General features: G+C 63.7%; 12 protein-coding genes and 2 tRNA genes. 12 read left to right on the top strand and 2 right to left on the bottom strand.

The genetic code is table 11. From position 1 onward, the window contains the following. Positions 1-55: 55 nt before the first annotated feature. From KU887_RS07835 to KU887_RS07875, 9 genes are all read left to right on the top strand, one after another. Positions 56-132: transfer RNA gene (locus KU887_RS07835), tRNA-Val, on the top strand. Between the two features lie 271 nt (positions 133-403). Then, positions 404-2,311, top strand: a complete 1,908-nt coding sequence (gene thrS / locus KU887_RS07840; RefSeq protein ID WP_006486105.1) for a threonine--tRNA ligase — start codon at positions 404-406, stop codon at positions 2,309-2,311. 49 nt (positions 2,312-2,360) lie between these two features. After that, complete coding sequence (gene infC / locus KU887_RS07845; RefSeq protein WP_071734130.1) at positions 2,361-2,885, top strand: translation initiation factor IF-3; 525 nt, start codon at positions 2,361-2,363, stop codon at positions 2,883-2,885. 190 nt (positions 2,886-3,075) lie between these two features. Next, on the top strand, positions 3,076-3,273 hold the full coding sequence (gene rpmI, locus KU887_RS07850) for a 50S ribosomal protein L35 (protein WP_004191477.1): 198 nt from the start codon (positions 3,076-3,078) through the stop codon (positions 3,271-3,273). 30 nt (positions 3,274-3,303) lie between these two features. Next, positions 3,304-3,663, top strand: a complete 360-nt coding sequence (gene rplT / locus KU887_RS07855) for a 50S ribosomal protein L20 (protein ID WP_004192938.1) — start codon at positions 3,304-3,306, stop codon at positions 3,661-3,663. A gap of 148 nt (positions 3,664-3,811) precedes the next feature. After that, the gene (gene pheS / locus KU887_RS07860) at positions 3,812-4,825 is read left to right on the top strand and encodes a phenylalanine--tRNA ligase subunit alpha (protein WP_006486107.1); all 1,014 of its coding nucleotides are present in this window, start codon (positions 3,812-3,814) and stop codon (positions 4,823-4,825) included. A gap of 98 nt (positions 4,826-4,923) precedes the next feature. Continuing rightward, entirely contained in the window at positions 4,924-7,353 is a 2,430-nt protein-coding gene (pheT, locus tag KU887_RS07865; protein WP_012492555.1) for a phenylalanine--tRNA ligase subunit beta, read from the top strand. A 72-nt stretch (positions 7,354-7,425) separates the two neighbouring features. Continuing rightward, complete coding sequence (locus KU887_RS07870) at positions 7,426-7,812, top strand: integration host factor subunit alpha (protein ID WP_006486093.1); 387 nt, start codon at positions 7,426-7,428, stop codon at positions 7,810-7,812. 58 nt (positions 7,813-7,870) lie between these two features. After that, on the top strand, positions 7,871-8,284 hold the full coding sequence (locus tag KU887_RS07875; protein ID WP_006486110.1) for a MerR family transcriptional regulator: 414 nt from the start codon (positions 7,871-7,873) through the stop codon (positions 8,282-8,284). 81 nt (positions 8,285-8,365) lie between these two features. Here KU887_RS07875 and KU887_RS07880 read toward each other — a convergent pair whose 3' ends face one another. Both KU887_RS07880 and KU887_RS07885 read right to left on the bottom strand, forming a co-directional pair. After that, positions 8,366-10,576 (bottom strand): hypothetical protein, encoded by a 2,211-nt coding sequence (locus KU887_RS07880; RefSeq protein WP_060210813.1) that lies wholly within the window; start codon positions 10,574-10,576, stop codon positions 8,366-8,368. Between the two features lie 294 nt (positions 10,577-10,870). Next, entirely contained in the window at positions 10,871-11,749 is an 879-nt protein-coding gene (locus KU887_RS07885; protein ID WP_006486109.1) for a tyrosine-protein phosphatase, read from the bottom strand. A 319-nt stretch (positions 11,750-12,068) separates the two neighbouring features. Here KU887_RS07885 and KU887_RS07890 point away from each other — a divergent pair, with 319 nt between their 5' ends. The 3 genes from KU887_RS07890 to bamC all read left to right on the top strand — a co-directional run bounded on the left by KU887_RS07890 (position 12,069) and on the right by bamC (position 14,339). Continuing rightward, complete coding sequence (locus KU887_RS07890) at positions 12,069-12,782, top strand: bifunctional 2-polyprenyl-6-hydroxyphenol methylase/3-demethylubiquinol 3-O-methyltransferase UbiG (protein WP_258255461.1); 714 nt, start codon at positions 12,069-12,071, stop codon at positions 12,780-12,782. Between the two features lie 131 nt (positions 12,783-12,913). After that, positions 12,914-12,990: transfer RNA gene (locus tag KU887_RS07895), tRNA-Pro, on the top strand. A 140-nt stretch (positions 12,991-13,130) separates the two neighbouring features. Further along, the gene (gene bamC, locus KU887_RS07900) at positions 13,131-14,339 is read left to right on the top strand and encodes an outer membrane protein assembly factor BamC (RefSeq protein ID WP_048986599.1); all 1,209 of its coding nucleotides are present in this window, start codon (positions 13,131-13,133) and stop codon (positions 14,337-14,339) included. The last annotated feature ends 146 nt before the right edge of the window (positions 14,340-14,485 follow it).

Below are 14,485 nucleotides of genomic sequence, written 5' to 3' on the forward strand. Positions count from 1 at the left end.
CCGCATAAAAACACTTGCCAAGCCCGTAACGGCTCCATATAATCTTAGCTTCTCTAGGCTCGTAGCTCAGCTGGTTAGAGCACCACCTTGACATGGTGGGGGTCGTTGGTTCGAGTCCAATCGAGCCTACCAACGAATTGAGAATGCCCGGCCTCCGGGTGTTCGATGCAGTACGCAACTCAACGCGAACAAGGCGAATACGGTTATGACACCGCGAACGTTGACCGAAACCACTTCGGAGCGACGCTAGTCGAGGAACGTTTTCGCCCTTTCAGTTTGAGTGAAGTATCGAATGCGGCCCCTCGAAAGCGGGGCCGCATTTTTTTTGTCGCGAATTTTTCACGCGTGAGTTCGATCTCGCGTACCTGGTCTGCCGCCCACTGTCGGCATCACGGAGATTGCTATGGTTTCGATACGCTTGCCTGACGGCTCAGTTCGACAATACGAGCATCCGGTGACAGTTGCCGAGGTTGCGGCCTCGATCGGTCCCGGCCTTGCGAAGGCTGCGCTTGGTGGCAAGCTCGATGGCGAGCTCGTCGATACGTCGACGGTGATCGACCGCGACGCGTCGCTCGCGATCGTCACGGACAAGGATGCCGACGGCCTCGACATCATCCGCCACTCGACCGCCCACTTGCTCGCGTATGCGGTGAAGGAACTGTATCCGGACGCGCAGGTGACGATCGGTCCGGTGATCGACAACGGTTTCTATTACGACTTCTCGTACAACCGCCCGTTTACGCCGGAAGATCTCGAAAAGATCGAAAAGCGCATGCAGGAACTCGCGAAGAAGGACGAGCCGGTCACGCGCCGTGTCGTGTCGCGCGACGAGGCGGCCGGTTATTTCCGCAGCATCGGCGAGAAGTACAAGGCCGAGATCATCGAATCGATTCCGCAAAGCGACGAAATCAAGCTGTACTCGCACGGCGGCTTCACCGATCTGTGTCGCGGCCCGCACGTGCCGTCCACCGGCAAGCTGAAGGTCTTCAAGCTGATGAAGGTCGCGGGCGCGTACTGGCGCGGCGATTCGAAGAACGAGCAGCTGCAGCGCATCTACGGCACGGCCTGGACGAAGAAGGAAGACCAGGACCAGTACCTGCACATGCTCGAGGAAGCGGAAAAGCGCGACCACCGCAAGCTGGGCAAGCAGCTCGACCTGTTCCACATGCAGGAAGAGTCGCCGGGCATGGTGTTCTGGCATCCGAAGGGCTGGGCGCTGTGGCAGCAGGTCGAGCAGTACATGCGCCGCCGCGTCAACGAGGCCGGCTATCTCGAGATCAAGACGCCGATGATCATGGACCGCTCGCTATGGGAAGCGTCGGGCCACTGGCAGAACTATCGCGAGAACATGTTCACGACGGAGTCGGAGAAGCGCGACTACGCGATCAAGCCGATGAACTGCCCGGGCCACGTCCAGGTGTTCAAGCACGGCCTGCGTTCGTACCGCGACCTGCCGCTGCGTTACGCGGAATTCGGCTCGTGCCACCGCAACGAGGCGTCGGGCGCGCTGCACGGCCTGATGCGCGTGCGCGGCTTCGTGCAGGACGATGCGCACATCTTCTGTACGGAAGATCAATTCATCTCGGAATCGATCGCGTTCAACACGCTGGCCATGAGCGTGTACAAGGATTTCGGTTTCGATCACATCGACATCAAGCTGTCGCTGCGCCCCGATCAGCGTGCCGGTACGGACGAGACCTGGGATCGTGCCGAGCAAGGTTTGCGCGATGCGCTGACGGCTTGTGGTCTCACCTGGGAAGAGTTGCCGGGTGAGGGCGCGTTCTACGGCCCGAAGATCGAGTACCACATCAAGGACGCGCTCGGCCGCTCGTGGCAGTGCGGCACGCTTCAGCTCGACATGGTGCTGCCGGAGCGCCTGGGTGCCGAATACGTCGCGGAAGACAACAGCCGCCGCCGGCCGGTGATGCTGCACCGCGCGATCGTCGGTTCGATGGAGCGTTTCCTCGGCATTTTGATCGAGCACCATGCTGGTGCAATGCCGGTCTGGCTCGCGCCGTATCAGGCAATTGTGCTCAATATCGCCGAAAGTCAGGCCGAATATGCGCAGTCTCTGGCCCAATCGTTGCAAAAACAAGGGGTTAGAGTGGCGGCCGATTTGCGCAACGAGAAGATTAGCTATAAAATACGCGAGCACACGCTGGAAAAGGTGCCTTATCTCCTCGTCGTGGGCGATAAGGAGCGTGATGCGCAAACGGTAGCCGTGCGTGCCCGTGGCGGCGTCGATCTTGGCGTAATGCCGGTCGAAGCCTTCGTTGAGCGTCTGCAGGAAGACCTGCGCTCGTTCAAGTAACCGCCCTGGCAGCGCGGCTCGTTTTTTTAATTTTTAGAGGAAACGTAACATCGCTACTGATAAGTCGTCGCACCGCATCAACGGTGAAATCACTGCGCCGGAAGTGCGCCTGGTCGGGATCGAGAACGAACCGCTCGGTATCGTAAAACTCGCTGACGCTTTCCGTAAATCGGAAGAACTGGATGTTGACCTGGTGGAAATCGCGCCGCAAGCGGTGCCGCCGGTTTGCCGTCTGATGGATTACGGCAAGTTCAAGTACCAGGAATCGAAGAAGCAGCACGAAGCGAAGCTGAAGCAGAAGGTCATCCAGGTCAAGGAAGTCAAGTTCCGCCCGGGTACCGATGACGGGGATTACAACGTCAAGCTCCGCAATCTCGTGCGCTTCCTCGAAGAGGGCGACAAGACGAAGATCACGTTGCGTTTCCGCGGCCGTGAAATGGCTCACCAGGAAATCGGTATGCGGATGCTCGAACGTCTGCGCACGGATCTCGAGGAAGTCGGCCAGGTCGAGCAGATGCCGAAGATGGAAGGGCGCCAGATGATCATGGTGCTCTCGCCGAAGAAAAAGAAGTAACGGGCCCGCGCGCGTCGCGCGCAGGTTCGACAGTGGTTCGGCGCGTTGCCCGGTCAGGGCGGCGCGCCAACAATGACGGCGGCTGCGCAAGCGGGTCGCCGTACACAAGTGGACTGGGTTTCGAAGGGCGGGTCAAGGGCGCAAGCCAACCGCACACCCATCGCCATCTAATAAACTGGAGTTGTTCGTCATGCCTAAGATGAAGACCAAGAAGAGCGCTGCAAAGCGCTTCGTGGTGCGTCCGGGCGGTACCGTCAAGCGCGGTCAAGCCTTCAAGCGCCACATCCTGACCAAGAAAACCACGAAGAACAAGCGCCATCTGCGCGGCGCAACGGCAGTTCATGATTCCGATCTGAACTCCGTCCGCGCGATGCTCCCGTTCGCGTAACCCCTCAACTGATACTCCAAGGAGAGAAACATGCCTCGAGTCAAACGTGGGGTAACCGCACGGGCCCGCCACAAGAAGATCATCAACCTGGCCAAGGGTTATCGCGGCCGCCGCAATAACGTCTACCGCATCGCCAAGCAGGCGGTGATGCGCGCTGGTCAGTACGCGTACCGCGATCGCCGCAACAAGAAGCGTGTGTTCCGCGCACTGTGGATCACGCGTATCAACGCGGCAGTTCGCCAGCACGACATGACCTACAGCGTGTTCATCAACGGCCTGAAGAAGGCGTCGATCGAACTCGACCGTAAGGTGCTGGCCGACATGGCGGTGTTCGACAAGGCTGCTTTTGCTGCGATCGTCAAGCAGGTGAAAGCCGCCGTTGCAGCCTAATTGCGAAATTAGCACTGCGTGGTTAGTTGCAGCGAGGTTCCGGTAGTCTCGGCCGCTGCAGCGAAAACGGGGCTCTTCCGAGCCCCTTTTTTGTTTGGTGGGCGGTTTCGCTCGCCAAGACCGAATGACGTTGGAAATGATGGGATCTATGGATCTGGACCAGATTGTCGCCGACGCGCAGCAGTCCTTCGAACAGGCTGCCGACATCACCACGCTCGAAAACGAGAAAGCACGATTTCTCGGCAAATCGGGTGCGCTGACCGAGTTGCTGAAGGGCCTCGGCAAGCTCGATCCCGAAGCACGCAAGACCGAAGGCGCCCGCATCAACGTCGCGAAGCAGCAGGTTGAAGCCGCGCTCACCGCCCGTCGCCAGGCCCTGGCCGACGCGTTGCTGAATCAGCGCCTCACTGCCGAAGCGATCGACGTGACGTTGCCCGGCCGCGGCGCCGGCGCCGGCAGCCTGCACCCCGTGATGCGCACGTGGGAGCGGGTCGAACAGATTTTCGGCTCGATCGGTTTCGACGTGGCCGACGGCCCCGAAATCGAGACCGACTGGTACAACTTCACGTCGCTGAACAGCCCGGAGAACCATCCGGCGCGTTCGATGCAGGACACCTTCTACGTCGAAGGCAAGGATGCCGACGGCCGCCAGCTGCTGCTGCGCACGCACACGAGCCCGATGCAGGTGCGTTATGCGCGCATGAACCGTCCGCCGATCAAGGTGATCGCGCCGGGCCGCACGTATCGCGTCGACAGCGATGCGACCCACTCGCCGATGTTCAATCAGGTCGAGGGGCTGTGGATCGACGAAAACATCAGCTTCGCCGACCTCAAGGGCGTCTATACCGACTTCCTGAAAAAATTCTTCGAGCGCGACGACATCCTCGTGCGCTTCCGTCCGTCGTATTTCCCGTTCACGGAACCGTCGGCCGAGATCGACATGATGTTCGAGCAAGGCAAGAACGCCGGCAAGTGGCTCGAAATTTCCGGCTCGGGGCAGGTGCATCCGACCGTGATCCGCAACATGGGCCTCGACCCCGAGCGCTACATCGGTTTCGCGTTCGGCAGCGGCCTCGAGCGCCTGACGATGCTGCGCTACGGCGTTCAGGATCTCCGGTTGTTCTTCGAGAACGACTTGCGTTTCCTGCGCCAGTTCGCATAACGCCGCTCGCCGCGCCGACCTGTGCCCGCGCACGCCCCCGATGGACGTTTCCGACGGGGCCCGGGCGTCGATCTAACCTGTTTCGAACGTAGACATCCATGCAATTCCCTGAATCCTGGTTGAGAACCTTTGTCGACCCGCAGCTGACGACCGACGAGCTGTCGCACGCGCTGACGATGGCGGGGCTCGAAGTCGAATCGCTGAGCAAGGCTGCGCCGCCGACGTCGAAGATCGTCGTGGGCCGCGTGCTCGAAGTCGTCAAGCATCCGGATGCGGACAAGCTCAATGTCTGCCAGGTCGACGCCGGCACCGGCGCGACGCTGAACATCGTGTGCGGCGCGCCGAACGTGGCGCCCGGCATCAAGGTGCCGGTCGCGCTGGTCGGTGCGGAACTGCCGCCGGCGGAAGAGGGCGGCAAGCCGTTCGCGATCAAGCTGTCGAAGCTGCGCGGCGTGGAGAGCCAGGGGATGCTGTGCTCGGCGCGCGAGCTGAAGTTGTCCGAGGATCACAGCGGGCTGCTGATCCTGCCGGAAGACACGCCGGTCGGTCAGGACATCCGCGAGACCCTCAATCTCGACGACACGATCTTCGAAATCAAGCTGACGCCGAACAAGGCCGACTGCCTGTCGGTGTTCGGTATCGCCCGCGAGACGGCCGCGATCACCGGCGCACCGCTGACGCCGGTCGACATCCGCCCGGTGAACGTCGAGCTCGACGAAACACTGCCCGTGCGCATCGCCGCGCCCGATCTGTGCGGCCGCTTCTCGGGCCGCGTGATCCGCGGCGTGAACGCGCATGCGAAGACGCCGCAGTGGATGGTCGAGCGCCTCGAGCGTTCGGGCCAGCGCAGCGTGTCCGCGCTCGTCGACATCTCGAACTACGTGATGTTCGAACTCGGCCGCCCGTCGCACGTGTTCGATCTCGACAAGATCCACGGCGGCATCGAAGTGCGCTGGGGCAAGCGCGGCGAATCGCTGAAGCTGCTCAACGGCAATACGGTCGAACTCGACGAAACGGTCGGCGTGATCGCGGACGACCGTCAGGTCGAAAGCCTGGCCGGCATCATGGGCGGCGACAGCACGGCCGTCACGCTCGATACGACCAATATCTATCTGGAAGCCGCGTTCTGGTGGCCGGACAGCATCCGCGGCCGCGCGCGCAAGTACAACTTCTCGACCGATGCGGCGCATCGCTTCGAGCGCGGCGTCGATTACGCGACGACCGTCGAGCACGTCGAGCGCATCACGCAGCTGATTCTCGAGATCTGCGGCGGCAAGGCCGGCCCGGTCGACGATCAGGCGGTGAACCTGCCGCAGCGCGCGCCGGTGAAGATGCGTGTGTCGCGCGCGAACCGCATCATCGGCGTGAAGATCGACGCCGACGAGATCGCGGACATCTTCACGCGCCTCGGCCTGCCGTTCGAGCGTGAAGACGACGCGTTCCTCGTCACGCCGCCGTCGCATCGCTTCGACATCGAGATCGAGGAAGACCTGATCGAGGAAGTGGCGCGCATCTACGGCTTCGAGAAGATCCCGGCCCGGCCGCCGGTCGCGACGAGCGAAATGCGCGCGACCCACGAGACGCGGCGGTCGATCCATGACATCCGTCACGCGCTGGCCGCGCGCGACTACGCGGAAACCGTCAACTTCAGCTTCGTCGATGCGGAGTGGGAGCACGATTTCGCGGGCAACGACAACCCGATCCGCCTGCTGAACCCGATCGCGAGCCAGCTCTCGGTGATGCGTACGACGCTGTTCGGCAGCCTGATCGCCGTGCTGCGCCACAACCTGAACCGCCGTGCCGATCGCGTGCGCGTGTTCGAATCGGGGCGCGTGTTCGTCGCCGATCCATCGGTGAAGGCCGGCGAGCTGGCGGTCGAAGGCCATGCGCAGCCCAAGCGCGTCGGCGCGCTGGCGTACGGTCCGGCACTCGACGAGCAGTGGGGCGTGACGACCCGCGCGGTCGATTTCTTCGACGTGAAGGGCGATCTCGAAGCGCTGCTCGCGCCGGCGGTTGCGCGTTTCGTGAAGGCCGAGCATCCGGCCCTTCATCCGGGCCGCAGCGCACGCATCGAAATCGATGGCCGCGCGGTCGGCTGGATCGGCGAACTGCATCCGCGCCTGATGCAGAAATACGAGCTGCCGCACCCGCCGGTGATGTTCGAGATCGACGCGGACGCGCTGATCGCCCGTGCGCTGCCCGCGCCGACCGACGTGTCGAAATTCCCGCCGGTCCGTCGCGATATCGCCGTTGTCGTCGATCAGGCGGTCGAGGTTCAGGCACTTTTCGACGAAATGAAGAAGGCGCTTGCCGAAGAGGCCTGCCGATTCGTTCAGAAGGTTGTACTCTTCGACGAATTTCGTGCAAAATCAAATACTTCCGGTGGTCTTGCCGCGAACGAGAAGAGCCTTGCCTTTCGCGTGACGCTGCAGGATGCGGCTGGCACGCTGCAGGACGAGGTCGTCGACCAGGCGATTCAGACGCTGGTCGAGCGGATGGCTCGCGCCGGGGCGCGCCTGCGCGGCTAAGGAGAGGGCCCGCCCGTTCGCGGGCGGCTTTTTTCCATCGTAAGTTTTGATTCAACGCGCTGTATGGCAGATATGAACGACATGACCTCGAGTGAATTCGAAGCCCTCCTGACGGCGCAACGCAGCGCGATGAACCGCGACGCTTCGGCGCCGGCGTCCACCGAGACGCCGACGCTGACGAAGGCGGAACTGGCGGAGTTGCTGTTCGACAGCGTCGGGCTGAACAAGCGTGAAGCGAAGGACATGGTCGAGGCGTTTTTCGAAGTGATCCGCGACGCGCTCGAAAACGGTGAAAGCGTCAAGCTGTCGGGGTTCGGCAATTTCCAGTTGCGCGACAAGCCGCAGCGTCCGGGCCGCAATCCGAAGACGGGCGAGGCGATTCCGATCGCGGCCCGCCGGGTGGTAACCTTCCACGCGAGCCAGAAGCTGAAGGCGCTGGTCGAAAACGGCGCGGAGTAAGACGCGCGCCCACGCCCCGCGCGGCCGCCGCGCACCCTTTACCGACGGTTAACCGACGATGACCACCACGGTTGAGAAAGTCGTCTTGCCTCCGATTCCCGCGAAGCGCTACTTCACGATCGGCGAAGTCAGCGAACTGTGCGGGGTCAAACCACATGTGCTGCGTTACTGGGAACAGGAATTCACTCAACTGCGGCCGGTGAAGCGGCGCGGCAACCGGCGGTATTACCAGCATCACGAAGTGCTGCTGATCCGGCGGATTCGCGAATTGCTGTACGAGCAGGGCTTCACGATCAACGGCGCGCGCAACCGGCTCGATTCGCCGGGCAGCGAGCGGGCCGCGGCGGAGCCAGCCGAATCCGACGCGCAGGCCGTCGATGCGCGTGGGGCGGCCAAGCCGGGCGCAACCGTCGACGTCATCGCGTTGCGGCAGGCGTTGCTGGACGTGATCGACGGACTGAAACACGACTGAGCGCACGGCGCGCAGGCAGCATTGAAAAAGCCCGGTTGGCGACCTGCCACCGGGCTTTTTCATGCGGGTCGCGCATGCGGATCAGCGCGATGCGAGCGGATTCTTCTGCCCGATGTCGACGACCAGCGTGCCGTCCGGCAGCATCCGCACCGAGCCCTGCGCGACCTGGCTGCGGTATCCGTACAGGTCGAACCGCATCGGGCCCGCCTCGGCCGAATTCCGGATCAACGCGCGCACGTTCAGTTCGAGCACGTTGAACATCTTCATGTCGCCGCCTTCCATCCACATGTAGCTCGGTGCATCGATCTGCGGCCGCTTCGGCGTGGGTGCACCCGCTGCGCGCCGGAACGTGAGACGCAAGCCGTCGCGTTCGACCGTTGCCTGGCCGAGCTTGCCGTTCAGCACGGGCGGCGGGAACACGGTGTACTGGTCGAGTACGAGCGTGTCGCCGCGCAGTTCCGCGCCGCGTCGGCGCAACGGCGTCAGCGACGCGAGCTCGATGCCGAGCGAGCGCAGCAGCGTCGCCTGCGGGATGCCGAGCACCGACACCTGCGACGGCTTGAAGGCGAGGTGCCGGTCGTCGAGCACCGTCAGCGAGCCCTTCATGTCGGTCGGCAGCCAGACCCCCGGCACGTGATTCCACAGCTTGATGCCGCCCTGGACGCGCAGGTTCTGCCCGTCCGCGCTCAGTTGCAGGTCGTTCAGCGAACGCGGCGAATAGTCGAGCAGGTAGTTGTTGAAGAGCGCCGACATCGCCTTCCACGATTCGACGACTGTGCCGCCGAGAATGCGGATGTCGTACTGGTTCGGATCGTCGAGATCGACCGGTTCGCCGGGCCGCCTCGACACGAGTTCCACGTCGAGATCCTCGACATGAAAGCCGATATCGCCGGACAGGTTGAAGTCGACGTTGCGCAGATGGATCGTCGGGTTGCGGTTCGACACGTGCCGTTCGTTGAACGGCGTCGTCGACGTGCGCCGCATCGCGACCTTCTGCATGCCGGGCCGCATCGCATCCGCCGCGAGCGCGTACGCTTCCCAGTGCTGGCGCACGTCGCGCAGCGCAGTCTGCTGCGCGGCGAGGAAGCTGTCGTTCAGGCGCGCCGCCGCGTTGCCGAGCAGCGCGCCGCTCGCCGGGCCCGTATACGAAGGCATCCGGATCGCCATCGCGCCGCTTTCGTCGAAGTTGAAGTAACCGGCCGACACCTGGTCGCGATAGTGATACAGGTCGAACACGAACGTCTGCTCGCGCTTCGACGAATCGACCGGACCGATCAGGATGTCGGCGTTCATCGGCATCGAGCGCATGAACTTCACGTCGCCGCCGCGGATGTACATCGCCTGCTGCGGGGCATTCGCCGGCATCGCGAAGCCGGCATGCGTGCCGTCGTCGAGCTTCAGGTCGAGGCCTGCCGGCGTCACGCGCACGGCGGTGATCGTGAGCTTCAGGCGCGGTGGCGGCATCAGCTTGTCGACCGCCATCACGAGATCGTCGCCGGCAAGTTGCGCGATCGGGGTCTGCACCTTCAGCAGGTCGGCCATCTTCACGTTGGCCGCGCGCATCACCGGCTGCGCGTTGATACCCGACACGCGTACGCCGGTCGGGTGGAACACGAGCTGGCTGCCGTCGCGGATCGCGAGCGTGCCGGTCAGCGAGAACGGTACCCAGCCGTCGCGCTGCATCTCGCCTTGCAGATGGATGACGCCGTCGCCGGCCGACACCGCGAGCTTGCGCAGCGGCGCGTTGCGATAGCCGAAGATGTAGGTGTTGAAGAGGGCGGTCAGCTTCGCGTTGTCGAGCGTCACCGTGCCTTCATGTACGTCGATCTCGAAGCTCGTCGGATCGTCGAAGACGATCGGCGCGCCGGCCTGCGTCGGCACGAGCGTGGCCGACAACTGGTGGATGAAGAAGCCGAGGTTGTTGACGATGCGGAAATCGACGTCGCGCAGGAACGTCATCGCGCCGTTCTGGCCCGAGTCGCGCAGCGTGAACGGGCGCGGCTGCGTGAGGCTGATCGATGCGAGCGACGGCACGGTGCGCGCGATCTGCTGTTCGCGCGCGAGCCGCTCGGCCTTGGTGCGTTCGATCTTCGTCGATGCGATGGACGTGTTGCTGTCGCGCTGCGCGGCCGATTCCGCGCAGCCGGTGCAGAGGACTGCAAGCGCCAGCGCGCCGCAGCCGAACACGCGGGACGTCGTGGGCGATCCCGGGGCGACCGTGCGTCGCAGGCCGGAAAACCAGTCGAAAATTGCCAAAGGCGAGCGATGGCCGCGCCGGACCGCATTCCGCATCGTCTGTCTCCATGTCTTGTCTTGATCGACGGCGGCGCGCGCGACTGCACGGCGCGAGCGTCGATGCCGTGCAGTGTGTCATAGCGCGCTAGAGCGGCGTTACCAAACAACGGACGCCCGGGCGCGGGGCGCCGGCGGGCGGCCAGACAACGGATTCGCGGTGGATGAACGGCCGTATCAAACGGCCGTTTGGTTTGTGCGGGCCGGCGGTCGGCGTCTTTCGAGGCAGCCCTGAAAAACCGCGGCCGGCCTTGGCCGGCGCGGGTTTCACCGGATGCGCACAGCAACGGCCGGTCAGACCAGCAGGCGCTCCCGGATCGCGTTTTGCGTAGCCGGATCGAGTTGCAGGCCGTTCTCGAGGTACGACGCCATCGAGCCGTACGACGTCGCGACCTGATCGAAGGCCGCCTGCAGATAGTCGGCGTGTGCGCCTTGCAGTGCGGTCATCATGTCCGCCGCGTTTTGTCCGCCGGCTTGTCGGGCGTGGGCGACCGAAGCGGCGATATCGGCTGCGCTATAGACGTTGGTCAGCAGGTAGTCGGCCAGAATCGTTTGCCCGGAGATGCCGAGGATCGAGTGCAGAATGGCGGTCGCCCAGCCGGTGCGATCCTTGCCGGCCGTGCAGTGGAACACCCGGTTGTCGCCGCTGCCCGCGAAGCCGGTGAACAGCGCGTGGTAGCTGGCGTGCGCGCTGTCCGACGTGACGAATGCGCGATACATGCTCAGCATGAATGCCGTCGCGGTCGCGCCGGTCGTCGGAATCGGGTCGATACTGGCGGCCCCGAGCACGTTGAGGTTTTGCCAGGCGGCGCCGGCGAGCGGTACATCGGGTTGCGTCTTGATCTCGGCGGGCGTGCGCAGGTCATCGACCTGCGTGATGCCGAGCGTGCCGACGGTCGCGACGTCGGCGGCGGATAGCGCGAGCGCGGACGAGCGATAGATCGCGCCTTTCTTCATCTTCGCGCCGCTGGTCGTCACGTAGCCGGTTCCGTCCGGCCCGGCCGTGTCGCGAAAGTTCGACGCGGACGCCAGCCGCGGCGTCGTGACCGGCGCGACCGCTATCGCGTCGCCGCCGCATGCCGACAGCAGCGACGCGCTTCCCAGCGCGATGCCGATCGTGCCGGCGCCCAGCCGGAGAAAATGTCGACGGGAAATTTCGTTTTTCTGATGCATTCGATGCCCTGTGTCGGAGACGGTTACCAGGCGTCGCGACCGCGGTGCCGCTGCCCGCGCGCGACATGGCAAGGCCGGGGCGAGCCGGATCGATCGGCATGCAGTCGGACGGCTTGCCGGGCACGTCGATCTCGCGCCGGCTTACCGCACGGTAGCGATTTGCCGTCAAGCGGCCATCGTCCTTTTCGATTAGGGGCGAATGCCGGGTAGCGGCGCTGCCCCGGGCATCGACCGATACGCGCGGCGATGGCGGCGAGGTAAGATCGGCATCAGTGGCGGGTTCGATATCACGACACGGCAGCCATCACGGGGAAGCGCCATGGACCTGAAGGAAGTCGACGTACTCGGTGCGGGGGTGGGCGATCACTGGTACTACGCGTCGAAGGCGAGCGCGATTCGCCGGTTCCTGGGCGCGTCGGGCGCGAACCGGATACTCGACGTCGGTGCGGGCTCCGGTTTTTTCTCGAAGCATCTGCTCGAACGCACGCAAGCGACGGAAGCGTGGTGTGTCGATACGAGCTATGCCGACGACCGCGACGGCGAGGCGGCCGGCAAGCCCATCCACTTTCGGCGTGCCGTCGATCGATTCGATGCCGATCTCGTGTTGCTGATGGACGTGCTCGAGCATGTCGACGACGACGTCGGGCTGCTGACGCAGTACGTGCAGGGTGCGCCGTCGGGCAGCCGGTTCCTGATCACGGTGCCCGCGTTCCAGTTCCTGTGGAGCGGCCACGACGATTTCCTCGAACACAAGCGCAGGTATACGCTCGGCGGCCTCGAGGGCGTGGTGCGGCGTGCCGGGCTCGACGTCGAGCACGGCGCCTATTATTTCGGCCTCACGTTTCCGCTCGCGGCCGCGTTGCGGCTGGGCGAGCGGGCGCGTTCGCAGCCGCGCGAGCCTGCGTCGCAACTGCGTCGTCATCATCCGTTCGTCAACGGCTTGCTGAAGACGATCTGCCGCATCGAGCTGCCGATGTTCCGCTTCAATCGCGTCGCCGGCCTGACGGTCATCTGCGTCGCACGCAAGCGGTGACGACGATGCGCGGTGAGTGCCGCGGATTGCCTGCATCGCCGCCATCACGCCAAAAAATTGCACGAGAACATTCACAAAATGCATGCGACCCGTTCTAAATCGGGAAACTGTCTGTTATAATTTTTTTCTTTCGGGGCGTAGCGCAGCCTGGTAGCGTACCTGCATGGGGTGCAGGTGGTCGGAGGTTCAAATCCTCTCGCCCCGACCAGACAAGAACCCGCGTCAGCTCAAGCTGACGCGGGTTTTTTCTTGGCCGCCGCTTTTTTGCACATCGCAACGCGGCCCCGGTAAAATGCAAGGTTGATCCACGGAAAGCGCCGTGATTTAGCGGAAGAGGATTCCCCGAACATGACTGATCTTCGTCTTACCATGCGGTTCGCTGCAGTGCTCGCCACCGGCGCGCTCGTCGCCGGTTGCGGTACGTCGTCGCCCACGAAAGTGGACTACAAGAGCGATTCGAAATCGAAGGAAGCGTCGCTCGCAGTGCCGCCCAACATGCTCGACGAGACGGCCGATCAGCGTTCGCTGCCGCCCCAGGGCGGCGCGACTTCCCTGTCCGCGCTCCAGCAGGTCCAGCAGGCCGCGCCTGCGCTGGACACCGTCGCGCCGGCCGTCGCCGGCATGCATATCCAGCGCGACGGCACCGAAAGCTGGCTCGTGATCGACGGCAAGCAGCCGGCCGCGATCTGGCCGCAGGTTCGCCGTTTCTGGCAGGAGCAGGGCTTCCTGCTCGTCGTCGACCAGCGCGACAAGGGCGTGATGGAAACCGACTGGAACGAAACCCATCCGCAGATCAACGACGGCTTGATCCGCAGCGTGATCTCGAAGGCGATGGGCAATTCGTATGTGACGGCCGAGCGCAACAAGTACCGCACGCGTCTCGATTCGGCGCCGAACGGCGGCACCTACGTGTTCATCAGCCAGAAGGGCATGCGCGAGGCGATCACCGGCGCGAACAACGATTCGAGCAAGTGGGAACCGAAGCCGAACGATCCGGCGCTCGAGACGGAATACCTGAAGCGGCTGATGGCCGTGCTCGCGCAGAACGAGCAGCGCGCGAAGAACGGCGAACCGCCGATCGCGAACATCAAGGACAACGCGGTTCCGAAGGACAAGAAGGGCGATGCCGACGCGTCGTCGAAGGCTGCCGCAGCGATCGCTGCGCAGAACGTCTCGCGTACGTCGGCGCAAGGCAATGACGCGGCCGAAGCGGCCGTGCCGTCCGAAGTCACGCTCGGCGAGCCGTACGACCGGTCGTGGCTGCACGTCGGTCTCGCGCTCGATCGCGCGAATTTCACCGTCGACGATCGCGATCGCACGAAGGGCCTGTATTTCGTGCGCTATGTCGATCCGAAGGATCTGAGCTCGGCCGAGCAGGGCTTCTGGAGCCAGCTGTTCCACGGTAAGAAGGAAAAGCAGGCGAAGCAGTATCGCGTCAACGTGAAGGCGCTTACGGCCGATCAGACGCGTGTCGCGGTCGTCGACGATTCGGGCGCAATCGATTCGTCGTCGGCCGCTCGCCAGATCATGGGGTTGCTCGTGAATCAGCTCCGCTGATCCCGGCGTTTCCGCACTCCTTGAAAAGCCCGCCATTCGGCGGGCTTTTTTCATGTCCGCTTGCCAGTGTGTGCGAATGTTCGGCGGGGCCCGTCCCTTCTCGTGACGTTACGTAACATCCCCGCGTTACGACGACAGAACACGTG

This window comes from Burkholderia sp. EMB26 (assembly GCF_024730645.1).
GTDB classification, from domain to species: Bacteria; Pseudomonadota; Gammaproteobacteria; order Burkholderiales; family Burkholderiaceae; genus Burkholderia; species Burkholderia cenocepacia.

Coding starts and splice junctions, on each gene's coding strand:
- thrS (WP_006486105.1), top strand. CDS start 404: ATGGTTTCGATACGCTTGCCTGACGGCTCAGTTCGACAATACGAGCAT.
- rpmI (WP_004191477.1), top strand. CDS start 3,076: ATGCCTAAGATGAAGACCAAGAAGAGCGCTGCAAAGCGCTTCGTGGTG.
- rplT (WP_004192938.1), top strand. CDS start 3,304: ATGCCTCGAGTCAAACGTGGGGTAACCGCACGGGCCCGCCACAAGAAG.
- pheS (WP_006486107.1), top strand. CDS start 3,812: ATGGATCTGGACCAGATTGTCGCCGACGCGCAGCAGTCCTTCGAACAG.
- pheT (WP_012492555.1), top strand. CDS start 4,924: ATGCAATTCCCTGAATCCTGGTTGAGAACCTTTGTCGACCCGCAGCTG.
- KU887_RS07870 (WP_006486093.1), top strand. CDS start 7,426: ATGAACGACATGACCTCGAGTGAATTCGAAGCCCTCCTGACGGCGCAA.
- KU887_RS07875 (WP_006486110.1), top strand. CDS start 7,871: ATGACCACCACGGTTGAGAAAGTCGTCTTGCCTCCGATTCCCGCGAAG.
- KU887_RS07880 (WP_060210813.1), bottom strand. CDS start 10,576: ATGCGGAATGCGGTCCGGCGCGGCCATCGCTCGCCTTTGGCAATTTTC.
- KU887_RS07885 (WP_006486109.1), bottom strand. CDS start 11,749: ATGCATCAGAAAAACGAAATTTCCCGTCGACATTTTCTCCGGCTGGGC.
- KU887_RS07890 (WP_258255461.1), top strand. CDS start 12,069: ATGGACCTGAAGGAAGTCGACGTACTCGGTGCGGGGGTGGGCGATCAC.
- bamC (WP_048986599.1), top strand. CDS start 13,131: ATGACTGATCTTCGTCTTACCATGCGGTTCGCTGCAGTGCTCGCCACC.